Source organism: Janthinobacterium sp. SUN128 (assembly GCF_030587275.1).
Taxonomy (GTDB): Bacteria; Pseudomonadota; Gammaproteobacteria; order Burkholderiales; family Burkholderiaceae_D; genus Janthinobacterium; species Janthinobacterium lividum.
In genome coordinates this window covers 3225003-3248635 of the sequence record NZ_JAPWHY010000001.1, presented here as the reverse complement: position 1 = coordinate 3248635, position 23633 = coordinate 3225003, and the positions used below count along the sequence as shown (strand labels likewise).

Annotated in this window: 20 protein-coding genes; 9 read left to right on the top strand and 11 right to left on the bottom strand. The window is 61.8% G+C overall.

Annotation, left to right across the window (positions count from 1 at the left end; translation table 11 throughout):
• Window positions 1–22: 22 nt before the first annotated feature.
• The 4 genes from O3297_RS14660 to O3297_RS14645 all read right to left on the bottom strand — a co-directional run bounded on the left by O3297_RS14660 (window position 23) and on the right by O3297_RS14645 (window position 5215).
• The gene (locus tag O3297_RS14660) at window positions 23–1153 is read right to left on the bottom strand and encodes a glycerophosphodiester phosphodiesterase (RefSeq protein ID WP_305049019.1); all 1131 of its coding nucleotides are present in this window, start codon (window positions 1151–1153) and stop codon (window positions 23–25) included.
• Complete coding sequence (locus O3297_RS14655; RefSeq protein WP_305049018.1) at window positions 1153–3567, bottom strand: TonB-dependent receptor; 2415 nt, start codon at window positions 3565–3567, stop codon at window positions 1153–1155. The genes O3297_RS14660 and O3297_RS14655 overlap by 1 nt, the downstream gene beginning before the upstream one ends.
• Before the next feature lie 138 nt (window positions 3568–3705).
• Window positions 3706–4686, bottom strand: coding sequence for an Hsp33 family molecular chaperone HslO (gene hslO / locus O3297_RS14650; protein ID WP_305049017.1), 981 nt, complete (start codon window positions 4684–4686; stop codon window positions 3706–3708).
• A gap of 4 nt (window positions 4687–4690) precedes the next feature.
• Window positions 4691–5215, bottom strand: coding sequence for a gamma carbonic anhydrase family protein (locus tag O3297_RS14645; RefSeq protein WP_070260363.1), 525 nt, complete (start codon window positions 5213–5215; stop codon window positions 4691–4693).
• Window positions 5216–5421: 206 nt separating this feature from the next.
• Between O3297_RS14645 and O3297_RS14640 the strand changes: the two genes are divergently transcribed.
• From O3297_RS14640 to bamC, 8 genes are all read left to right on the top strand, one after another.
• Entirely contained in the window at window positions 5422–6297 is an 876-nt protein-coding gene (locus O3297_RS14640; RefSeq protein WP_305049016.1) for an alpha/beta fold hydrolase, read from the top strand.
• A 90-nt stretch (window positions 6298–6387) separates the two neighbouring features.
• A complete protein-coding gene (locus O3297_RS14635) occupies window positions 6388–7221 on the top strand; it encodes a 3',5'-nucleoside bisphosphate phosphatase (RefSeq protein WP_151096656.1) in 834 nt (277 codons plus the stop codon).
• A gap of 92 nt (window positions 7222–7313) precedes the next feature.
• Entirely contained in the window at window positions 7314–8198 is an 885-nt protein-coding gene (htpX, locus tag O3297_RS14630) for a protease HtpX (protein ID WP_305049015.1), read from the top strand.
• Between the two features lie 38 nt (window positions 8199–8236).
• Window positions 8237–8860, top strand: a complete 624-nt coding sequence (locus O3297_RS14625; RefSeq protein WP_305049014.1) for an L-threonylcarbamoyladenylate synthase — start codon at window positions 8237–8239, stop codon at window positions 8858–8860.
• Window positions 8861–8953: 93 nt separating this feature from the next.
• Window positions 8954–9631, top strand: coding sequence for a site-2 protease family protein (locus O3297_RS14620; RefSeq protein ID WP_305049013.1), 678 nt, complete (start codon window positions 8954–8956; stop codon window positions 9629–9631).
• A 42-nt stretch (window positions 9632–9673) separates the two neighbouring features.
• Entirely contained in the window at window positions 9674–10246 is a 573-nt protein-coding gene (locus O3297_RS14615; RefSeq protein WP_070260359.1) for a bifunctional 2-polyprenyl-6-hydroxyphenol methylase/3-demethylubiquinol 3-O-methyltransferase UbiG, read from the top strand.
• Window positions 10247–10330: 84 nt separating this feature from the next.
• The gene (gene dapA, locus O3297_RS14610) at window positions 10331–11209 is read left to right on the top strand and encodes a 4-hydroxy-tetrahydrodipicolinate synthase (protein WP_305049012.1); all 879 of its coding nucleotides are present in this window, start codon (window positions 10331–10333) and stop codon (window positions 11207–11209) included.
• Between the two features lie 80 nt (window positions 11210–11289).
• Window positions 11290–12483, top strand: a complete 1194-nt coding sequence (bamC, locus tag O3297_RS14605; protein WP_034783356.1) for an outer membrane protein assembly factor BamC — start codon at window positions 11290–11292, stop codon at window positions 12481–12483.
• 278 nt (window positions 12484–12761) lie between these two features.
• Here the strand turns inward: bamC and O3297_RS14600 are convergent, their stop codons facing one another.
• Together O3297_RS14600 and O3297_RS14595 are read right to left on the bottom strand one after the other, a co-directional pair.
• Window positions 12762–13016, bottom strand: coding sequence for a hypothetical protein (locus O3297_RS14600; protein ID WP_034783358.1), 255 nt, complete (start codon window positions 13014–13016; stop codon window positions 12762–12764).
• Window positions 13017–13370: 354 nt separating this feature from the next.
• Window positions 13371–14492 carry a cupin domain-containing protein gene (locus O3297_RS14595; RefSeq protein ID WP_034783359.1) on the bottom strand — a complete coding sequence of 374 codons (1122 nt, stop codon included), beginning with the start codon at window positions 14490–14492 and terminating at the stop codon, window positions 13371–13373.
• Window positions 14493–14585: 93 nt separating this feature from the next.
• Between O3297_RS14595 and O3297_RS14590 the strand changes: the two genes are divergently transcribed.
• A complete protein-coding gene (locus tag O3297_RS14590) occupies window positions 14586–15131 on the top strand; it encodes a peptidylprolyl isomerase (RefSeq protein ID WP_034783360.1) in 546 nt (181 codons plus the stop codon).
• Window positions 15132–15320: 189 nt separating this feature from the next.
• On the opposite strand, the gene O3297_RS14585 is transcribed toward O3297_RS14590, so the two are convergent.
• From O3297_RS14585 to O3297_RS14565, 5 genes are all read right to left on the bottom strand, one after another.
• The gene (locus O3297_RS14585; RefSeq protein WP_305049011.1) at window positions 15321–16358 is read right to left on the bottom strand and encodes a hypothetical protein; all 1038 of its coding nucleotides are present in this window, start codon (window positions 16356–16358) and stop codon (window positions 15321–15323) included.
• On the bottom strand, window positions 16355–19057 hold the full coding sequence (gene mutS, locus O3297_RS14580) for a DNA mismatch repair protein MutS (protein ID WP_305049010.1): 2703 nt from the start codon (window positions 19055–19057) through the stop codon (window positions 16355–16357). Before mutS ends, O3297_RS14585 begins: the two co-directional genes overlap by 4 nt.
• Window positions 19058–19305: 248 nt before the next feature.
• Window positions 19306–19866, bottom strand: coding sequence for a hypothetical protein (locus O3297_RS14575; protein ID WP_176376285.1), 561 nt, complete (start codon window positions 19864–19866; stop codon window positions 19306–19308).
• A complete protein-coding gene (locus tag O3297_RS14570; protein ID WP_305049009.1) occupies window positions 19863–22103 on the bottom strand; it encodes a serine/threonine-protein kinase in 2241 nt (746 codons plus the stop codon). The genes O3297_RS14575 and O3297_RS14570 overlap by 4 nt, the downstream gene beginning before the upstream one ends.
• A gap of 199 nt (window positions 22104–22302) precedes the next feature.
• A complete protein-coding gene (locus O3297_RS14565; RefSeq protein ID WP_305049008.1) occupies window positions 22303–23625 on the bottom strand; it encodes an aspartate aminotransferase family protein in 1323 nt (440 codons plus the stop codon).
• Window positions 23626–23633: the final 8 nt, after the last annotated feature.

The window sequence follows — 23633 nt, the reverse complement described above, 5'->3', positions numbered from 1 at the left end:
AAATGAATTTGTTACGAAATGTTTATCCGACGGCGATGCGTCCCAGACCCGGATCGTCGCTGAAAAAGCCGTCCAGTCCCGTCTCGATATAGCGCCGCATTTCCGCCACGGAACCGGCCTCGTTGCGCGCATTCTCGCCATTGCCGTCGCGGAAGTCGGCCGCCAGGAAACGGTTTTCCGGACGGAAGGTCCACGTGTGCAGCAGCAAGCCCGCCTGGTGCGCATCGTCGACGATGGAAGAGGGCTTGGCCAGGCGCTGGTCGGCGCCCAATGGGATGACGCCCCGCGTGGGCGGCGCCACCACGTCCGCGTAGGCGGCGATGTCGCGCAGGCCGGCCGGCGTGATCATTTGCCCGAAGGTCAGTTTGCCGCCCGCCTTGGCCACGTCCATCGGGCGGATATCGCCGCCCACCACCAGCTGCATCAGGCGCACGTTGGCGCGCCGTCCCAGCTTCTCGCGCAGGTATTTCAAATTCGCCACTTCGAAGGACTGGATCTCGATCGGTGCGCGGCGCGTGTACTCGTGCGCCAGCATGGTCGACAGGAAACGGTCTTCCAGCGCCAGGCCCGCATCGCGGAAATACGTGGAGCTTTTCAGCTCCGGCACCAGGCCGATGATGCGCCCGCTGGCGGCCGATTGCGCTGCAACAAAATCGATGATTTCTTCCCACGTCGGAATCTGGAATTGTCCATCGTATAAGGTGTTGCCGGTGCGTACTTTCGGCAGCCGCTCGATGGCGCGCAGGGTTTTCAGCTCGGCCAGGGTGAAGTCGTCAACGAACCAGCCTTCGTGCCATTCGCCATCGACCAGCTTCTTGCCGCGCCGGTTGGCAAACTCGGGACGGCGCGCCACGTCGGTGGTGTCGATCAGGTTGCTTTCATGGCGCGCCACGAGGATGCCGTCGCGCGTGGCGACCAGATCCGGCTCGACGTAATCGGCGCCATCGAGGATGGCCTTGGCGTACGACGCCAGCGTGTGTTCAGGGCGCAGGGCGCTGGCGCCCCGGTGGGCGAAGACCAGCGGACGGCTTGGTTTTGTTTCCAGCAGGCCGGCCGCGAAGCCGGGCGCGGCGGCCAGGGCCAGGCCGCCGACGGCCGCCTGGACGAAGCTGCGGCGCGAAAAATGCCGTTGCGGAAGGAGAGGCGTACGCATCAGAAATCCGCCGTCAAGGTGAGGAAGCCCTGGCGCGGGGCGATCGGGAAGGTGTTATACGTCTTGTCGGCCGCGCCCACCACCACGTTCAGCGAGCCTTCGCGGTTGGCCAGGTTGCTGACGTTGACTCTCCAGCGCGGATTTTTCAGCCAGCCGGCCATGGCCGGCAGCTTGCCCGACACGCCCAGGCCCATCAGGAAATAGCTGGGCACGGACAGATCGTTGGTGTACGTCGCGTAGCGCTTGCCCACATAGTCTCCCGTCAGCTGCACTTCGATATCGCCAACCGTGGCGGAAGCGACGAACTTGTTCAGCCATTCCGGCGAGCCTGGCACGTTCTTGCCCGCCGTCAGCACCAGCGCGGCGCCATTGTTGTAATTGTCCGCGTACTGCGAGCGGTTGTACGAGAGGGCATTGTAGAACGAGAAATTGTTGCCAAAGTGGACGGTACCCGCGATATCGATGCCGTCCGTGCGCACGCTGCCCACGTTGGCCAGCACGGGGTTGCCACCGATGATGGAGGAAATCACAGGCGTTGGGCTGATCTGCAGCAAGCGGTTGCTGAAATCGACGTGGTACACATTGACCTGGCCATCGATGGCCGTGATGGCGCCCAGGTTCAAGGCGTGGCTGCCGCGCACGCCCACTTCATAGGTGAGGGCCGTTTCCGGCTTGGCATCGCGCTTGAACAAATCAAACGCGGCCTGGCTCGACAAGCTCCACGGCGAGGCGCCGCCGCCGCCGTAGGTGACGAACTGGCGCATGTTTTTCTGGATATTGAAGTACAGCTGGTCTTGCGGCGTGAAGTCCCAGCGCGCGCCCACTTGCGGCAAGAACCATTTTTTCGTGTTGATGGTGCCGACCGGCAAGGCCGTCGAGCCGCCGGAAATGGCGCCCTTGGCCGGCTGCACGGGGAATTGGCCATCGGCAAACTGCAGGCTGGACTTGAAACCGGCCTGCAGGGCGATATCGGGACGGATGCGCCACTCATCCTGCAAGTGCAACTGCACCACCTTGTTGTCGATCTCGCTGCCGTATTGCGTGATCAAGGGATTGCTGGGGCGGTCGTACGGCGAAGTCGGGTTGTTGACGTCCAGCGCATACCAGCGGCGGTAGGCGGACGAGCGATTCTGTTCCAGCCACAAGCCCGCTTCCAGCTGATGCTCGCCGATTTCCTTGCGCAGGGTGGAAATGAAGCCGCCGCGCTTGATGTCGTATTCCGTCGTGCGCACGGCGTAGCCCGAGTTGCCGAAGACTTCCTTCAGGTTCTGCTTCGGGTAGTACACGCTGAACAGGCCCGGCAAGCCGGCCACGCCGATGGGGCCGGCCACCACGCCCGCGCCGTCATCCTTGTGGTAATACACCTGGTTCGACCATGTCATGCCTTCGGACAAATTGGCGTCGAACTTGGCGTAGGCCAGGTAATCGGTGCGCTGCGCATCGCTGTAGTAATTGCGGTAATTGTTGCCATCGGCGGCAGGCGTCGCGCCCGTCGGCGACAGGTAGTTGAGGGCCGCCTTGAAATCCGGATACAGGAAGGGACGCGTGTACGGCGAGCTCGTTTCGCCGGCCACATGCACGGTGCTGTCCTCGTTCGGCTCGATCTTGTCCGAGTAATTGAAGAACAGGGTCAGCTTGCCCGCCTCGCTGCGGTTGACGTACTTGGCGTTGAACTGGTCGCCGCCCTGGCGCGCATCGAAGTCCCAGGCGCGCGCTTCGTGGTGCAGGATGGAAAAATAGGCGCTGCTGCCGTCGCCGAAGGCGCCCGTGTCGTAGCGGGCAAACGTGCGCGAGGTACGGTGGCTGCCCACGGTTTGCTGCACGCTGGCGCCCTGCGTGGCCAGCGGGTCGCTGGAATAGGTTTCGATGGTGCCGCCCAGGTTGCTGGTCGAGGCCGTGGCCAGGTCGCCCGCGCCCGAGGACAGCACGACGCTGCGCACGTTTTCGCTGATTACGGCGCGCTGCGGCGACAGGCCGTTGTAGTTGCCGTACTGCTGGTCGCCCAGCGGCACGCCATCCATGGTGTAGCCCAGTTGTTGGCCGGAAAAGCCATGCACGAACAGCGACAGGTTCTGCTCGTTGTTGCCCCATGGATCGGCCGTCTGGAAGCTGACGCCGGGCAAGGTTTGCAAGGCTTTCAGCGGATTCGTGCCAGGCAGGATTTTCTGGATTTCACTCTTGCTCAGGGCGACTGAAGAACGCGTCTTGCGCGAGGAAATCTCCACGGTGGTGATCGGGGCATTCTCGTCGGCAGCCGGGGCAGCAGCAGCGGCCATGTCGGTGGCGGCGGACGCCACGGCGGCGGCGACGGCCGTTTGCGCCAGTGCCGGCAGGCTCAAGCCCGCGGCGCAAGCGCCCAGCAACACGTGAAAGGAATGGCGGCGCAGGGCCAGCGTCAAGTGGGTGGTCATCATCAGCCTGTGGAAAGTGGGAAGTAATACAAGCTGCGCAGCGTAACGGCGGCGCGTGACGGGCTGATGACGAACTGATGACGGGAAGATGACAGTAGAAACAATTGCGCCGCCTGAGGGGCGGCGCGGAGATTATTACAATTAGTTAATGCTGGCGGCTGGCGGGATGAGCACTTCGGCCGGCGCATCCGTGATGAACAGCTGTGCGCAATCGACCTTGTCGAACTCGTAGTGCTGGCCGCAGAAATCGCAGTTCACGCCCACTTGCCCCACTTCGTCCAGGGTGCTGTTGACTTCTTCCTCGCCCAGCATCTTGAGCATATTGCCCACTTTTTCGCGCGTGCAAGTGCAATGGAAGCTCGGGTGCAGCGGGTCGAAGACGCGGATCGTTTCTTCCCAGAACAAGCGCTGCATCAGGGTATCGATGTCCGTCGACAGGATTTCCGCCTCTTTCAGGGTCGACGCCAGCATCACGGCGCGGTTCCACGTGTCCAGCGCATCTTCTTCCGAGACGGGCGTCGCTTCGGCCTTGCCGCCATGGTGGGGCAGTTTTTGCAGCAGCAGGCCGCGCGAGACGGTGTCGTCCGTGGCCAGCCACAGGCGCGTGTCGAGCTGTTCCGAGCGCAACATGTAGTTTTCGATCACGGTGGCCATGTCGTCGCCGTCCAGCGGCACGATGCCCTGGTACGGTTGCTGGCCCGGCACCTTGTCGGCCGGGTCCAGGGTGATGATGAAGCGGCCCTTGCCCGTGGCGTTGAGCAGCTGCGGCACGGTGGCCACGTCGGGAATCGTGGCATCCGGGTCCAGCTTGGCCGTGGCGCGCAGGCGCAGGTCGGAATCGCACTCGACCACCATCAGGCGCACGGGACCGTCACCGTGGATTTGCATGATGATGGAGCCGTTGAATTTCAAGTTGGCCGACAGCAGGGCGGCGGCGGCCACCATTTCGCCCAGCACTTTTTTCACGGCCGTCGGGTAGGCGTGGCGCGACACCACTTCCTGCCAGGTGCCGGAAACGTCGATGAACTGGCCGCGCACGGCGGCGTTGTCGAAAATAAATTTTTGCAGGGTATCCTGGCCGGTAAGGGCTGCGCTGACTGCGCCCGTGGTTTCAGTCGTCATTCTTTTATCCAATCTTCTTGAGTTGCGTATTAAATAGCTGGCCGCGTTGCACATAGTTCACGGCGTTGCCTTGTAGCCTGGTGATATCGTCTGCCGTCAGGGCCCGCACGGCTTTCGCCGGTGAGCCGATGATCAGCATATTGTCGGGAAATTCCTTGCCTTCCGTGACCAGCGCGCCCGCGCCGACCAGGCAGTTCTTGCCGATCTTCGCGCCGTTCAGGATCACGGCCTGGATGCCGACCAGGGCGCCATCGCCGATCGTGCAGCCATGCAACATTGCCTGGTGGCCGATGGTGACGTTCCGGCCGATGTCGAGCGGGTAGCCCGGATCCGTATGCAGCACGGCGCCTTCCTGCACATTGCTGTTGGCGCCCACGGTGATGCGTTCGTTGTCGCCGCGAATCGTGGCGCCGAACCATACGGACGTATTCGCTTCCAGGGTCACCTTGCCGATCACATTGGCCGTGTCGGCAACAAAAGCGGAAGCATCAATCAGCGGCGCATCGGCGCCCAATTGGTAGAGTGTCATCGTTAGCCTGTGGCGGTGGTGGAAGCGCCGGGCACGGCCGGACGCGGAAGTTTTGCGCTATTTTACGCTGTTGCAGGGCAAGTCCGAGCGCCGGGCGTTAATCCGGTATAATTATCGAACGGTCGTACTTTTATGCGCGCCCTATCTACAGACACAGCATGTGGCGCCATCTGCGCCACTTTCAAGGCAGGCATCCGATGAAACCCATGAAACTTTCCCGTTCCGAATTCATCAACATCCGCGGCGCCCGCACGCATGTGCGCCACTGGGGCCGCGAAGGCGCACCCATCCTGTTCATGGTGCATGGCTGGATGGACGTGGCCGCCTCGTTCCAGTTCGTCGTCGACGAGTTGCAGGGCGACTGGCACGTGATCGCGCCCGACTGGCGCGGCTTTGGCCTCAGCGACTACACGCAATCGGATACCTACTGGTTCCCCGACTACCTGGCCGACCTGGACGCCATGCTGCTGCACTATTCGCCGGACGCACCCGTCAACCTGCTGGGCCACAGCATGGGCGCCAACGTGGCCGGCCTGTACGCGGGCGTGCGGCCCGAGCGCATCAGCCGCTTCATCAATCTGGAAGGCTTCGGCATGATGGCCACCAAGCCGGAGCAGGCGCCGGGCCGCTACGCCAAGTGGCTCGACGAATTGCGCGAGCCGCCCGCCATGCGCAGCTATCCCACGCAACAGGCCGTGGCCGAGCGCCTGCAAAAGACCAATCCGCGCCTGCCGGACGAGCGCGCGGCTTTTCTCGCCGAACACTGGTCGGCGCAGAACGAGGCGGGCGAGTGGGACATCATGGGCGACCCGCAGCACAAGCGCGTCAATCCCATCCTGTACCAGGTGGAAGAGGTGATGGCCTGCTGGCGCCGCATCACGGCGCCCGTGCTGTGGGTGGAGGCCGATGACACGAATATGTGGCAATGGATGGGGCCCAAGGAGCAGGCGCGCGTTGAGATCGACCGGCGTTTGGCCTGTATCAAGGATGTGCGCTGCGAGATGATGCTGGACGCGGGCCACATGCTGCATCATGACCAGCCGCAGGCACTGGCAAGGCTGGTGGAAGCCTTTTTGGCCTGATGTGTGTCGGGAACGCTGCAGCGCTATTTGACAAGCAGCGTACAATGAAAACTTCTTCCATGCTGAGCCCGTGCAGGGTATTGTTTTCACATGCTTAAAGTCGACCTGCATTGTCATTCGAATATCTCCGACGGCGTGCTGTCCCCCGCCGCCGTGGCTGCGCACGCACGCAAGGCGGGCGTCGACGTGTGGGCGTTGACGGACCACGATGAAGTGTCCGGCATCGCCGCCGCGCGCACGGCCGCGCTGGACCTGGGGATGCGCTTCGTGGCCGGCGTGGAAATTTCCATTACGTGGGCTGGCGAAACCGTGCACATCGTCGGCTTGCAAGTCGATGAAAACAATCCGGGTCTGGTGCAGGGCTTGCACCAGACGCGTTCCGGGCGCGACGCGCGCGGCCGCGAAATCGCCCGCCAGCTGGACCTGGCCGGCATCCCCGATGCCTATGAAGGGGCCTTGAAATTCGTCGGCAACCCTGATCTGATGTCGCGCACGCACTTTGCCCGTTACATCGTGGAAACGGGCAAATGCGCGAACATTCCCGACGTGTTCAAGAAATACCTGTCGGAAGGCAAGCCGGGCTACGTCGAGCACCGCTGGGCTACCCTGGCCGAAGCGGTGGGCTGGATACGCGGCGCGGGCGGCGTGGCCGTCATCGCCCATCCGGGCCGCTACCGCTTCAGCGACATGGCGCAAGGCGTGCTGTTCGATGAATTCAAACAACTCGGCGGCGTGGCCATCGAAGTCGTCACGGGTAGCCACAGTCCGGACCAGTATCCGGAATACGCGCAGCTGGCCAACGCTTACGGCTTCCTCGCCTCGCGCGGCACGGATTTCCATGCGCCGGGCGAGTCGCGCGTGGATTTTGCCATGCTGCCGCCTTTGCCAGCCAACGTCACCCCGATTTGGCACGATTGGTTCTAGGGCGCGGCTGGCCTGCGCCTGCAGCGCGGGCTTGAAAAGTCGCGACCGCATACTTATCTTTTAATTATTATTGTTTTTCGGAGCCATCGCCCATGAAACGTATCGTCCTGTTTATCGCAACCAACCTGGCCGTGATGCTGGTGCTGTCGCTCGTGCTCAGTTTGCTGGGCGTGGGCAATCCGGCACGCGGCAGCACCTTGAACCTGGGCAGCCTGCTGGTGTTTTCACTGGTGGTGGGCTTCACGGGTTCGATCTTTTCATTGTTGATCAGCAAGCCGATGGCCAAGTGGAGCACGGGCGCGCGCGTGATCGACAACCCGACGTCGTCGACGGAATTGTGGCTGGTCAATACCGTGCGCGCCTTGTCCGAGCGGGCCGGCATCGGCATGCCGGAAGTGGCCGTGTACGAGGGCGAGGCGAATGCGTTTGCCACGGGCGCCTTCAAGAATTCCGCGCTGGTGGCCGTCTCCACCGGTTTGCTGCAAAGCATGAACCGCGATGAAGTCGAAGCCGTGCTGGGCCACGAGATCGCCCACGTGGCGAATGGCGACATGGTGACCCTCACCCTGATCCAGGGCGTGGTGAATACCTTCGTCGTCTTCATGGCCCGCGTGGTGGGTTTCTTTGTCGATAACGTGCTGTTGAAAAATAACAACCGCGAAGGCGGCGGGCGCGGCATCGGCTATTTTGTCACCGTGATGGTGTGCGAAGTGATCTTCGGCTTGCTCGCTTCCATCATCGTGGCCTGGTTCTCGCGCCAGCGCGAATTCCGCGCCGACGCCGGTTCCGCCAAGCTGCTGGGCAGCCCCACGCCGATGATGCACGCGCTGGCCCGCCTGGGCGGCGTGCCGCCGGGCGAGCTGCCGCAATCGATGCAGGCGCTGGGCATCAGCGGCGGCAATGGCGGCTGGGGCGCGCTGTTCGCCACCCATCCGCCCCTCGAACAACGCATCGCCGCGCTGCGCGGCGTACAATAATGCTAACTTAACAAGCTGGTTCGCCAGAACGCTTACACATGAGTCAATTTTTCCAGATTCACCCTGACAATCCGCAATTGCGCCTGATCAAGCAGGCGGCGCAGATCATCCAGTCCGGCGGCGTCGTGGCCTTGCCCACGGATTCCTGCTACGCGCTGGTGTGCCAGCTCGACGACAAGGGTGCCGTCGAGCGCCTGCGCCGCATCCGTGGCGTGGATGAAAAGCACCATTTAACCTTGCTGTGCCGCGACTTGAGCGAGCTGGGCGTGTATGCCCGCGTGGACAACCGCCAGTTCCGCCTGCTCAAGGCGGCCACGCCGGGCGCCTATACTTTCATCCTGGAAGCGACGAAGGAAGTGCCGCGCCGTCTCAGCCATCCTTCGCGCAAGACCATCGGCCTGCGCGTGCCGCAGCACCGCATCGTGCAATGCCTGCTGGAGGAGCTGGGCCAGCCGCTGCTGGGCGCGACGTTGACCCTGCCCGGCGATGAAGACAGCCTGACGGATGCCGACACGATCCGCGAACGGCTGGAAAAACTGGTCGACCTGATCATCGATGGCGGCGTCTGCGCGCATGGCCCCAGCACCGTGATCGACCTGACGGGAGCGGAGCCGGAAGTGGTGCGCGTGGGGCGCGGCGACCCGGCCGTGCTGGGTTTGTAGGCGGCATCGCAGGTCTGTTCTGGCGCCGTTCTTCATCTGTTCTTAATGACAACGTAAGAAAGAGCCTAGTTCGCCTCTGGTAGAATCGCGGTCATGAGCGATTTCAATACGATAGTCCAGACCGTTGCGGTGTACCTGGTGCCGGTGCTGTTTGCCATTTCCCTGCATGAGGCGGCGCATGGCTATGCCGCCCGTTATTTCGGTGATCCCACGGCCTCGAACGAAGGCCGGCTGAGCCTCAATCCCATCCGGCATATCGACCCTTTCGGCACGATCTTGCTGCCCCTGATGCTGTATTTCACGATCCAGGTGCCGTTCGGCTATGCCAAGCCGGTGCCAGTCGATTTCAGCCGCCTGCGCAATCCGAAGAAGCAGATGGCCTGGGTGGCGTTTGCCGGTCCTGGCGCCAATTTCGTCATGGGCCTGGGCTGGATGATCACCTTTGTCGTGCTCAGCGTGATGCCGCCGACGGAAATGGGCATGTTTTTCCGCAAGATGGCGGGCGCCGGCGTCAGCGTGAATGCGGCCATGTTTGTCTTTAACCTGATTCCCGTGCCGCCCCTCGATGGCGGACGCATCATGACGGGCTTGCTGCCGATGCAGTTGGCGCGTCCTTACGCCAGCATAGAGCGCTACAGCCTGTATGTCTTCGGCGCCCTGGTGCTGCTGATGTACACGGGCGTATTGAACCGCGCCTTGCTGGCGGCGATCGAATTTGTCATTGGCATTTTTGTCACCCTGGTCACGCCCCTGACGGCCCTGTTGACTTGATGCAAGCAACTGGATGGACGCAAATAATTGATGGAAGTACCGATGCAAGTAACTGAACCAATATTAGAAACCGAAGCGATTTCCGGCTGGCTGCGCCGCTGGGCGCCCCTGATCCCCGGCGGTGAAGTGCTGGACCTGGCCTGCGGTGCGGGCCGCCACGCGCGCCACCTGGTAAGCCTGGGCCACCCCGTGATCGCGCTCGACCATGATCCGGAAATGCTGGAAAAGGCGGCTGGCACGGGCATCACCACGTCGCTGGTGGACCTGGAAGGGCCGGGCGCCGTGTGGCCTTTCGCTCCCGGCCGTTTTGCCGGCATCGTCGTCACCAATTACCTGCACCGGCCCCTGCTGGAAGCCATGATTGCCAGCCTGGCGCCCGATGGCGTGTTGCTGTATGAAACGTTTGCTGAAGGCAATGAGCAGTTCGGCAAGCCGTCGAATCCGAAGTTCCTGCTGAAGGAAGGCGAAATGCTGACCTGGGCGGTCCAGCACGGCTTGCGTGTGGTAGCGTATGAGGATGGGCGCGTGGAACAGCCAAAAGCTGCTCTGGTGCAACGAATTTGTGCCGTCCGGCCGGATTTTCCACGGTTGGCAGCCCTGCTGCCGACGTTTTGAGCGGCCATACTATGTCAGAATGCACCACAGGCGCGGGCTATCCGCTACAATCGTTGTTTTATTTATCGGCGCTATAAACTTACTATGATCAAGGGCAGCATTGTAGCAATCGTCACCCCGATGCACGCAGACGGCAGTCTGGACTTTCCAGGCCTGCGCAAGCTGATCGACTGGCATATCGCCGAGGGTACGGACGGCATCGTCATCGTTGGCACGACGGGCGAATCGGCAACAGTCAGCGTGGAAGAACACTGCGAACTGATCCAGTTGACCGTCGAACATGCCAAGGGACGCATTCCTATCATCGCCGGCGCCGGAGGCAACTCCACGGCCGAGGCCATCAAACTGACGCGCTACGCGAAAGAAGCGGGCGCCGATGCTGTCTTGCAAGTGGTGCCGTACTACAACCGTCCTACCCAGGAAGGCATGTACCAGCACTTCAAGGCCATCGCCGAAGCCGTCGACATCCCCGTCATCCTGTACAACGTGCCTGGCCGCACGGTTGCCGACATGAGCAACGAAACCATCGTGCGCCTGTCCGCCATCCCGAATATCGTTGGCGTGAAAGATGCGACCGGCAATATCGGCCGTGGCATTGACCTGCTGCGCCTCGTGCCGGCCGACTTCGCCGTGTACTCGGGCGATGATCCGACCGCCATGGCGCTGATGTTCTGCGGCGGCCACGGCAATATCTCCGTGACGGCCAACGTCGCGCCGCGCGCCATGCACGACATGTGCGTCGCGGCCATGGCGGGCGAGCACGCCACGGCGATTGCCATCAATAACAAAGTTTTTCCTTTGCACCAGAAACTGTTTGTCGAGCCCAATCCGGTGCCCGTCAAATGGGCGCTGGCCGAAATGGGCCTGATGCCAGCCGGCATACGCTTGCCACTGGTGCCGCTGGCTGAGAATTGCCATGCCACCGTGCGCGATGCCTTGCGCGACGCTGGCATCCTGTCTTAAGCCGAACTTCAAGCCCGGACTCGACCAGTCCGGACCTTCCCTGATTCCAGCTGCTACTTAGCTTCTTATCCAGTTACGACATGACTAATTGCAAGAAAACCAAATCGGCGCCTGCCACCATCGCCGTCCGCGGCATCGTCATCGGCGCCGTCGCAGCCAGCCTCGCGGGCTGTGGCATGATCAGTTCGGTAGTCGGCGGCGACAAGGTCGACTACAAGTCGGTCAAGAAAGCCGGCACCCTGGACGTGCCGCCTGACCTGACGCAATTGCAGCAGGACAACCGTTATTCCTTGCCGGATTCGAAAAATGGCGTGGCCACGGCTTCCGGCTACAACGCGCAGCGCAACGCCACGGCCGGTACGCCCGTCGTCGTGGGCGCCGACGGCGTGGTGGGCGTCGTGCCTGTCACGGCAGGCGGCGTGAAGGTCGAGCGCGCGGGCAACCAGCGCTGGCTGGTCGTCAAGCAGTCGCCTGAGGTGCTGTGGCCGCAGCTCAAGCAATTCTGGGAGGATTCGGGCTTTACCATCGCCATCGACCAGCCGACGGCTGGCATCATGGAAACAGAGTGGAACGAAAACCGCGCCAAGATCCCGCAAGATATCATTCGCAGCACGATCGGCAAGGCTTTCGACGGCCTGTATTCGAGCGGCGAAAAAGACAAATACCGTACCCGCGTGGAGCGTCTGGCCGATGGTTCGACCGAGATCTACATCAGCCACCGTGGCGTGGAAGAGGTTGTCACGGGCCGCGACAAGGAAACCACCACCTGGACCGCGCGTCCGAACGATCCGGGCCTGGAAGCGCAATTCCTCGCCAAGCTGATGACGCGCCTGGGCGCGGCCAGCGACGATGCGCAGGCGAAGACGGCTGTCGATGCCGCCATCGTGCAGCCGCAGCACGCCAAGCTGGTGGGTGACGCCGCCACGCCGGCGCGCGCCATCGAAGTCGATGAAAGTTTCGACCGCGCCTGGCGCCGCGTCGGCCTGGCACTGGACCGCGTTGGCTTCACCGTGGAAGACCGCGACCGCACGCAAGGCACGTATTTCGTGCGTTACGTCGATCCGGATGCCGTCAAGAAAGATGGCTTCTTCTCGAAACTGTTCAGCTGGGGCTCGTCGTCCGACAAGGACAAGGGCGCGCAGCGCTACCGCGTCCTGGTCAAGGCCGGCAATGGCTCGACCAGCCTGGTCAGCATCCTCAGCAACGAAGGCCAGCCGGACGTCTCGCCAGTGGCAGAGAAGATCCTGGGTCTGCTGAACGACCAGTTGAAATAAGTTCGCTGAGTGGCGGCTATCAAAAGCTGTCACACATTATAAAAAAGGCTGGCCCGGTGCAAACCGGGTCAGCCTTTTTATTTTGGGTATGCAATAGGTGCTTGCGGCGTCCAGCAAAACCGTAGCGAGCGACAGTGATTGGTGGCCAAGAAGCGTAACCGTACTTGAGTACGGTGAACATCGCAGGCCGTAAAGCGCGGCGCGGTAGGTTTGCTTGGGCGTTTGCCCAATAAAAAAGCCGGCCCGAAGGCCGGCTTTCTTTAGTGCAGGGTGCTAAATTACTTAGCAGCCGATGCAGCAGCCGAAGCAGCCGAAGCAGCGTCGGTAGCGGCCGAAGCGGCAGCCGAAGCAGCAGCAGCAGCGTCGGTAGCGGCCGAAGCAGCAGCGTCAGCAGCAGCAGCTGGAGCAGCTTCAACTGCTGGTGCTGGTGCTGGGGTTTCAACTACTGGTGCTGGTGCAGGAGCTTCTTCTTTTTTGCTGCAAGCAGCCAGAGCAACAACCATCAGGGAGGCGATCAGCAGGGATTTTTTCATTTGTTTTCCTTAATTATTTCAAAAAATAAATCAATATTGTTGCGATGAATAATTACCGGTAATTATCGCTCGTTAGGTCGTCTTCGAAGGCTTTTCGTACCAGGTGGTGCCTGCCAGACAACGGAAACTTCCTAACCGAATATTATAGCGATTTTTGGTGCGTCGCAATAGGAGCAAGAGGCAAATTCGCAACTATTTTGTGATATCGCAATATTTGCCGAAGCAAATTGCAAGCAAGTGTAAGCGATTTGCGAAAGCGCGACAAAACGATATAAAAATAATATGTTTTATTGCGCTAGCGCAGATGCCGATATTCCCCCTGCTGTAATACCACTTTTACTACGCTGCACCCATTCAAGCCAGTTCGATCCAGCCATCCTGATACCAGGTATATAAGGCATCCATCACGTCATCGGAAGCCTGGGCTACGGCTGTGCCATCGAGGGCGCGTTCGTTGGCCAGGGTTTCCAGGGCCGTTTTATCGGCCTTGCCAATGGCAAACGATTCGCCATTGATGAAGACATTCTTGCCACGATACAGCATCAGCGTCTTGCGCGACAACACGACACCCTTTTTCTGTGCGGCGTCCGCGAAGCGGCCTACCGTCAGCGGCTTGGACAGCGGCGTGAAAAATACATTGTGCTTCGGTTCCGACAGGTGTTCACCGAGGAAAATGGTCACATCTTCTTCCGTGAAGCGCACCTTGTTCATTTCTTCCGTGATGGTGCTGAGCATTTCACGGGGGATTTCCGCCGGCTTGCCCGACGCCTTCAGGTCCGGATCGCTATAGATGCCCGGCAAGTCGATCGAGTCGGCCATGAATTGCAGGAAGGCTTCGCCCAGTTCCTGGAACGATGGCGAGCGGAAGCCGATCGAATACGTCTGGCAGTCGCCGATGGCCACGCCGTCGTGCGCGTAGTGAGGCGGCAGGTACAGCATGTCGCCCGGTTCCAGCGTGAATTCTTCGTCGGGCGTGAAGTTGCTGAGGATTTTCAGCGGCAAGCCGTCGATCAGGCTCAAGTCTTTCTGCGCGCCGATGCGCCAATGGCGCTTGCCCTGGCCTTGCAGCAGGAACACGTCATACGAATCGAAATGCGGGCCCACGCCGCCGCCATCGGTGGCGAAGCTGACCATCAGGTCGTCCAGGCGCGCGTCCGGCAGGAAACGGAACTGGCGCAGCAGGGCGTCGGCCTTGGCGCTGTGCAAGTTGGCGCCCTGTACCAGCAGGGTCCATTCCTTCTGTTTCAGCGAGGGCAGGCTGGTCAATGGACCTTGCTGCATGTTCCAGTGGCCATCCGCATGGCTGACCAGGCGCGATTCGACGTGGTCCAGGGTAGCCAGCTCGGCCAGGGCCTTGAAATCGAACAGTGCCTTGAAACCAGGCACAGCTTGACGGATCAACAAGGGTTTTTTATGCCAGTAGTCGCGCAGGAATTGCGCCGGCGTGATATCGCCGAGGAGAGTTAATTTTTTCATGCGCCCATTATAACAACCGGAAATGCAGGAATGCGCCTGCCGTTGGCGGCGTGAAGGTATAATTTGCCAGCTTATACAATGAAAGGAAGCATAATGAAGATTGCCAAAAATACGGTCGTGACTGTCAACTACAAACTGTCAGACGCGCAAGACAATCTGATCGAAGACGGCCGTCAGCCTATGGTCTACCTGCACGGTGATTATGAAAACACCCTGCCGAAGATCGAAGAAGAGCTCGACGGCAAGGAAGTTGGCTATTCCAACACGATCCAGATCGAACCGGATGATGCTTTCGGTGAATACGATCCAGCCCTGGTGAAGGTCGAGCCGCGCAATCGCCTGCCTGAGCCGCTGGAAGTGGGCATGCAGTTCGAAGGCATGCCGGAAAGCGATTCGCCGGACGAAGAAGCGATGATCTTCACGGTCACCGATATCGCCGACGACAAGGTCGTGCTGGACGGTAACCATCCACTGGCCGGCATCGCGCTGCGCTTCTCGCTGACCGTCGCTGACGTGCGCGCAGCCACCGACGAAGAAATCGCCCATGGCCACGTGCATGGCGCACACGGCCATGACCATGGCGATGAAGATGATGAAGGCGAAGAGGGCGATCACTTCCGTACCCACCCTATTCATTAACACCTGACCAAACCTGCTGCGCGCAGCGGGGCGCGGCCGGCGATGCTCACCGTACTCTAGTACGGTTGCGCTTCTCGGCCACGCCGCGCAGCTGCTCGCTACGGTTTTGTCAGGCGTCGTGACGTCTGTTGGGCGTGACGCTGCTTGAATGAAAACAGGCCGGCTCATGCCGGCCTGTTTGCTTATGCGCTAACGGCGCACGGTCGACGCCCTGGCCCTGGCTTGCGCCGATGGCCTGACGGCGCGTTGACGCACCTCAAAGAATGGCGTCTTGCCTGGCCGTACGGCGATGGCGGCCCAGTCGTTGTTGATGCTGACGTGGCCCAGGTTGCCTTTCCAGCTGATCTTCGGCCCGCCTGTTTTGGCTGCGGCTTTTTTGGTTTTCCCCTCCTTGCCATCCGTGTCGCCATCGCGCTGCGTATCGACCAGTAGCACCTTGCCGCTGAACTTTTTCGCCAGGGTGCGGATCTGCTTGCGCGGTCCGGCAAAGCCGTCCTGTTTCGAACTAAAGCTGGGCAGCAGCGAATTGTCGTCGTCATCGAGCACGCCCGCGTCGCCATCGGAAAACAGCACGATGCCGTCGAGCTGCTTGCGCTGCGCCATGGCGAACAGGCGTTGCAGCCAGGAGCGGTTGGCGACCAGGCGGTCTTCGAATTCGCTGTTGCGTCCCGCTTCTGGCAAGAAATGGTTGTTGTTCGCGGGCAGGTTGACGGTAGCAAACAGCACGCCGCCGTATTCCCAGTGGGCGTTTTCTGCATAGCTGCGGAACTTCGCCGTCGATGACAGCCGCGACAGGGTCAGCTTGCGCTGGCCCAGGCTCTGGTCATCGGCAAAATACACGTCGCGCAGGCGGTTCAGGCGTTCGATGGCGTTGACCCTGCCGCGCGAATTGCGGCAGTTGGCCCAGTCGCTGGCCGACAGCGAGACGATCAGCGGCGGTCCGCTGGCGTCCAGCAAATCCTTGCGCTGGCCATACAGCTTGTCGCTGCACGATTCGCTGGCGGCCTTGATGCCGGTGGCCACGACGAACGAGGCATTGAAGGCGCTGGTGTCGGCGATGGCTTTTTTCAGGGGGCCGTCGTCCGGCCCCGCGTTGAAGGAATGGCCCAGTACGGCAAACTCGAAGCCGGCCTGGTCGCCCGGGGCGGCCAGCGCCGCTTGCCATGGCAGGCTGGCAGCCAGCAAGCCGGCGGCCAGCAGGCGTATCGAGCTGCGCCGGCAGGTCATGCGGCGGCCAGCCGTTTCAACTGGTACAGCTGTTCCAGCGCGTCGCGCGGCGTGAGCGCATCGGGATCGAGGTCAGCGATGGCATCGAGCAAGGCTTGCTGCGCCGCGTTCAGCGCGGCCAGCGGCGCCGCCGCTTCCTCTTCTTCCTCCTGTGCATACGGATCGGCTGCCGGTGCGGCGAACAGGTCGCGCTGCGGCGTGGCGTCGAGCGCCTGCGCTTCCAGGCGCGCCAGGTGCTTGCGCGCCGCCTTGATCACGGGCTGTGGCACGCCAGCCAGTTGCGCCACCTGCAAGCCGTAGCTCTGCGAGGCGGGACCGGCTTGCACGGCGTGCAGGAAGACGATGCTGTCCTTGTGCTCGACGGCCGACAGATGCACGTTGGCGGCGCTCGGGTGGCTGTCCGGCAGTTGCGTCAGCTCAAAGTAATGCGTCGCGAACAGGGTGAAGCTGCGGCTGGTGTCGATCAGATGGCGCGCGATGGCCCAGGCCAGGGCCAGGCCGTCGAAGGTCGAGGTGCCGCGGCCCACTTCATCCATCAGCACCAGCGAGTGCTCGGTGGCGCCGTTCAAAATCGCCGCCGATTCCGTCATTTCCACCATGAAGGTCGAGCGTCCGCCCGCCAGGTCGTCGGTGGCGCCGATACGCGTGAAGATGCGGTCGATGGGGCCGATGGTGGCGGAAGCGGCCGGCACGTAGCTGCCCACGTAAGCCAGCAGGGTGATCAGGGCCACCTGGCGCATGAAGGTCGATTTACCGCCCATGTTCGGACCGGTAATCAGCAGCAAACGGCGCTCGTTGACGAAGCGGCAATCGTTGGCGATGAAGCGTTCGATCTGCTTTTCCACCACGGGGTGGCGCCCTTCGACGATGTTGATGCACGGTTCCTCGACCAGTTGCGGCGCGGCCCAGTTGTGCTGCTGCGCATGTTCCGTCAGCGCATTCAGGGTGTCGAGCTGGGCCAGGCCTTGCGAAATGGTCTGCAAAGTCCCAATGTGCGGCGCCAGGTCGGCCAGCAGCAGGTCGTACAGCAGCTTTTCGCGCACCAGGGCCTTGTCCTGTGCCGACAGTGCCTTGTCCTCGAACACCTTGAGTTCCGGCGTGATGTAGCGCTCGGCGTTTTTCAAGGTCTGGCGGCGACGGTAGTCGTCCGGCACCTTGTCCGTCTGGCCGTGGGTGACTTCGATGTAGAAGCCATGCACCTTGTTGTATTCGACGCGCAGGTTGGCGATGCCCGTGCGCGCCCGTTCGCGCGTTTCCAGGTCGAGCAGGAACTGGCCCGCATTTTCCGACAGGGCGCGCAATTCATCGAGTTCGGCGTCGAAACCGGTGGCGAAGACGCCGCCGTCGCGCACCATCGCGGCCGGCTCCTGCGCCACGGCGCGCACCAGCAAGTCCAGGCAGGCGGTTGGCGTGGCCAAGGCCGTATGGATGGCGGCCAGCAAACCGGTTTCGCCGCCCTGGCCGCATTGTTCACCCTTATAGCAACGGACCACGTCGCCGCGCAGGGCCGGCAGTTGCAGCAAGCCGTCGCGCAGGGCGGCCAAGTCGCGCGGACGGGCCGACAGCAGCGCGATGCGCGTGGTGATGCGTTCGATATCGGGTACTTGCGCCAGGGCGGCGGCCAAGGGGCCCGCCGCTTCGCTTTGCGCCAGCGCGGCGATGGCTTCATGGCGCGCGCGCGCCACATTCTGGTCGCGCCGCGCATGGTGCAGCCAGTGGCGCAGCATGCGCGAACCCATGGCCGTGCGGCAATGGTCGAGCAAGGAGAACAAGGTCGGCGATTCCTGGCCGCGGATGGTTTCCGTCAGTTCCAGGTTGCGCCGCGTGGCCGCGTCCAGTCCGATAAATTCGCTTTCCGTTTCCGTCGTCAGGGAGCGCACGTGCTGCAAGCCGCGTCCCTGCGTCGACTGCGCATAGCGCAGCAGCGCGCCGGCCGCGCCAAATGCGGCGCCGAGGCCATCAGCGCCGAAGCCCGTCAAGGTCGCCACGCCAAGTTGATCGAGCAGGGCCTTGTGGCCGCCCACCACGTCGAAATGCCAGTCCGGCACCCGGTTGATGTGCGTGCCCGCGTAGTCGTCGAACAGGTTGCCATTGTCGCCGCTGAGAATTTCAGCCGGCACGATGCGTTCCAGTTCCTGCTGCAGGCGCGCGGCCACGGTGCCGCTGTCGCCGGAAAACTCCATCAACTTCAAAGCGCCGCTCGCCAGCGACAGCCAGGCCAGGCCAGTGGTGACCGTCTTGCGCTGCGTGATGCTGCACACGGCCAGCAGCGGGCGCTCGGCCTTCTCTGGCAGCAAGTCCGCATCCGTCAGGGTACCGGGCGTGACGACGCGCATGACCTTGCGCTCGACGGGGCCCTTGCTGGTGGCCGGGTCGCCGATCTGTTCGCAAATGGCCACCGACTCGCCCAGCTTGACCAGCTTGGCCAGATAGCCGTCCAGCGAATGAAACGGCACACCGCACATTTTAATCGGGTTGCCACTGGCCACGCCGCGCGCCGTCAAGGTAATGCCCAGCAGGCGCGAGGCTTTCTCCGCATCCTCGAAAAACAGCTCGTAGAAATCGCCCATGCGATAGAAGACCAACATCGTCGGGTGGTTTTCCTTGATGCCCATATATTGGGCCATCATTGGCGTAAGCTTTTCAGCCGAATTCTTCTTTGCCGCGGCGGCGTTGATTTCTTTTGGGACGGTGGTCATGTGTTCTTTGTCGTTGGTCCGGCGGCCGGAAAATGCGTGCCTGCCGGGCTGTGTGTGGTGCTGTGTGCATTCAAGGCCGCGCCAGGGGGCGGAGCTTGGCTTCAAGGCCGTCATTTTACCGCTTTCGGCGGGGGGGCGGCGTATTGCGTGCTGATGTGAAAAAGCCGCGCCGGTGGAGGTGGCGCGGCTTGAGCCGGGACTCATGACAAGGACGATGCGTGAGATGTTATGTCGTTCCGTGAGGGGACTTAGATTACGTCGATTGAACCGCCGACTGAGCTTTCAGGATCAAAGGAAAAGACGCGCAACTCGGGTTGGACGCCATCGCCGCGCAGGATGCGCACAGTCATGACAAACGACAGTTCCCAGCGGCCCTTCGTGTGGCCCACGTCCAGCGTATGTTTCCATTCTTGCCGAATGCGGCGCAGGTCCGGCAGTTCAGGGTCTGGCGGCAGCAATTGGGATTCGAAATCCAGCTGCAGCGGATAGGTGGCACCAAGGGCTTGCAGAAATGGCGACGGTATCGAGTAGACGGTCGGCACATTCTGGCCGATCTGCGTCAGCTGGGGTACGCTGATGATGCAGCAATCGACAATCTGGAACGAAGTGAAGCCGCTTTTCTTGGAACCACAGCAGTTGACATCCAGATAGACATGCTGTCCTTGCTGGAAATGCACGCCGCCCATGTATTCGCCGTGGCGCGGATCCGCTGTGCCATCGCAAGATGTAAATTTGTAATCCAACTGGCTGCTGGTCTGGTCTGCATCAAAATGTACGGATAACTTCATCCAGGGGCTTACATGCGTCATGTTTTACGATCTCTTTTCAGGTTAATAATAAACTGTTGGTAGCGAGCATCTCGCCTGAGGTTCAATAGATCGGGTGCCGTTTCGATCAGATTGAGGGGGTAGCCAAGCTTGGCTGCCTGCTGTAGCGACGCCAGTGCCTCCTCATGATTGCCAATTAGCTCATGGGTCAGGGCAGCGCGGAATTGCACGTCTGCTACTTCACCGGCCATTTCCAAGGCTTGTTTCACGCGTATCAACGCTTCCGCTTTCTCGTCCGTATAGGCGCGGTACAGCGCCATGCGCGAATGGTAGGATGCATTGTCTGGTCGACTTTGCAAAATGGGCAATAGCAGTGCAATGGCACGTCGGTAGGAATCCTTTGACGCCGCCATATGAGCGGGAACCCAGCGTTGTGCATCGGCCAGGTTAGCCCACAGCATGTAGGTATTAGGACTGCCCTTGCTGGATGACACGGCATTTTTGAATGCTTCCACGGCACCCAGATAGTCGGCCTTGGCAAATAGCGACGTGCCGAGATTGTTGTACAGCTCCCAATGTGGCTGGATTTGTAGGCCTTGCTGCAATATACGCAAGGCTTCATCGTTGCGGTCTAGGCGTAGCAGGACGGCATTCAGGTAGGCGTAGGCGTTGGCGGATTGCGGGTCGAGTTCGATCGCCCTACGGAATGCCTTTTCGGCATCAGTATAGGCACCTTGACGGTAATGCAACATGCCCTGCATTATTTGGAATTGGCGTTCGCGAGGATATAGGCGTTTTGCATCGTCGATGATCGATTGTGCAAGATCATTTTTTTTCGCATTCATCAACACCCGTATTTTACCCATGAGCGCCAGCAGGTTTTGCGGATCCAGGTTGAGTGCTGCGGCAGTGGACGTCAAGGCAGCGTCAGATTTGCCTTGTAATTCCAGAACCCAAGCGCGTGCCACCTGGGCCAGCGCCAATTGATTGTCTAGTGTGATGGCTTGCTGTGCGCTGGCGTCGGCACGCTGCAACCAGGTCTCGTCGCGGCCATTGCCGATATAACGCAGGCTGTATGCGAGGGACAGACCTGCTGCTGCTGCCGCACTGTTCGGATTGTGCGTCAGTACGGTTGTGAAATGCATGATCGCCTGCTCTTGGCTCGTATCGCGGTCAAACACCCGCAACGCCTCCATCCCCGCCGCCATGCTGGCCATTTCCGAATATGGCGCGGGCGCCTTTTCGCCTGTGACCAACGATTTGACGGCAGGAAGGATATTGGGCAGCTGCCATCCCGCCAATACCGCCAGCAGCGCCACGCCCGCGCCCCATTTCAGGGTGCGCTTGCGGGGCAGGGGCAGGCGGATGGAGACGCTGGCGGGCGGCTCTTCCTTCGCAGGCGGCTCGTTGGCCAGGGGCGCAGCCAAGGTGAGCGGTTCGCCGCGCTGCGCGCCTAGCGCCTCGCGCACATCGCGCATGGTGCGTGGCCGTTCCGCCGGGTCGTGCGCCGTCATCGCGCGCACGAGGGCGTTGATGGTGGGCGGGACGGTTTCCGGCAGGTCGGGCCAGGCTTCCGTTGCCTGCATGTGGGCGGCGGCCAGGGCCAGGCCGTTCAGATGGGCGAAGTGGCGCTGGCCGGCCAGCATTTCGTACAGCATGGCGCCCAAGGCATACACGTCGCCGCGCGTGTCGGGCAGGCGGCCCATCAGGCGCTCGGGCGCCATGTAGGCAATCGTGCCCTGCAAGTCGCACAGGGTGGTCGTTTGCGTTGCTTGCGGGTCGATGTGGCGGGCCAGGCCGAAGTCGAGGATGCGCACCTTGCCGTTTGCCTCCAGCATCAGGTTCGACGGTTTCAGATCGCCGTGCACGAGGTCCATGGCGTGCGCCTCGTCCATGGCGTCGGCGATCTGGTAGGCGATGTCGAGCGCGGCTTGCAGGTCAGCCTTGCCGCTGTGCATGAACTGGCCCAAGGTCTGGCCTTCGACCAGTTCCATGACGATGGACTGGCTCGTGCCCTGGCCTTCGATGGCGAAAATGCGCACGAAGGCGGCATGCTTGAGCGAGGCGGCCAGGCGTGCTTCATTGATGAGTTTTTCCGGATGCAGCACGTCGGCTTGCGGTTTCAGGCGTTTCAGCGCCACGCTGCGGCACAGCTTGGCATCCCAGGCTTCGAATACATGGCCGAAACCGCCTTCGCCCAGCAAGCGGCGCACTTCATAGTGCCCGCTGATCGTGTCGTCTTGCAGTGGGGGCTGACGCAGGGAGTCGAGCAGTTCCATATACCTTGGCTTCAGAGTGCATCAACGTGGGCGTCCAGCATCGAAAAGGGCAATGCGATGTTTGAATGCTCAAGATGATTGATTTTGAGTAACTTCCTGATTTAAAACGATTGTTTAAAATAAGTCAATTAATATTGGCAAGGAGTGAACAAAAGTTGCTGGTCGAGGCCTTTGCGCATTTCTGCCGCGGCTTGCGCGGCTACCCCACGCAAGCATCGATGGCCGCGCCCAGCTTGTCGACGATTTCATCGACGTGGCTGGCGTCGATGATATAGGGTGGCGCCAGCAGGATGTGGTCGCCGTGCAGGCCGTCGATGGTGCCGCCCATGGGGTAGCACATCAGCCCGTTCTGCATGGCTTGCGCCTTGATGCGCGCATGCAGGCGGCGGGCCGGGTCGAAAGGCTGTTTGCTGGCGCGGTCCTGCACCAGTTCCAGGCCCAGGAACAGGCCGCGGCCACGGATGTCGCCCACGTGCGCATGGCCATCGAAACGCGCAAGCAGCCGCTCTTGCAGCAAGCCGCCCATGGCGCGCACGTTGAGCAGCAGACCGCGTTCCTCGATCTGCCGCTGCACGGCCAGGGCGGCGGCGCAGGCCGTGGCGTGGCCGATATACGTGTGGCCATGCTGGAAGAATCCCGTGCCGGTGCGGATGGTGTCGCGGATGTCCTTGGAGACCATCACGGCGCCGATGGGCTGGTAGCCGGCGCCCAGGCCCTTGGCGATGCAGATCAGGTCGGCCGTGATGCCTTCCTGCTCGCAGGCGAACAGGCTGCCCGTGCGGCCCATGCCGCACATGACTTCGTCGAGGATCAGCAGGATGCCATGGCGCTGGCAAATGTCGCGCATGCGCTGGAAGTAGCCGGCGACGGCGGGCAGGGCGCCGGCCGTGGCGCCGACGACGGGTTCGGCGATGAAGGCCATGACCTTGTCCGCGCCCAGCTCGGCGATAGTGTCTTCCAGTTCCTGGCCCAGGCGCGCCACGTAGTCGCCGTCCGTTTCATGGGCTGGCTGGTCGCGCCAGGCGTAGCAGGGCGACACGTGCGTCACGTCGATCAGCAGCGGTTCGAATTGCTGGCGGCGCCAGGCGTTGCCGCCCGTGGCCAGTGCGCCCAGTGTGTTGCCGTGGTAACTCTGGCGGCGCGCGATGATGTGGCGGCGCTGCGGCTGGCCCCGTTCCACGAAATACTGGCGCGCCATCTTGAGCGCGCTTTCCACCGCTTCCGAACCGCCCGAGACGAAATACACGCTGTCGATGCCGGCAGGCGCACGGGCGACGAGGAAATCGGCCAGCTGCTCCATCGGCTCGGTGGTGAAAAACGAGCTGTGCGCGTACGCCATCCTGGCAACCTGCTGCTGCACTGCCGCGATCACGGCCGCATCCGCATGGCCGAGGCAGGAGACGGCCGCGCCGCCGCAGGCGTCCAGGTAGCGCTTGCCGTCGGCGTCGATCAGGTAGGGACCATCGCCGCCCGTGGCGACGGGATAGCTGGCGGTCAAGCTGCGGTGGAAGACATGGCTCATGGCATCGC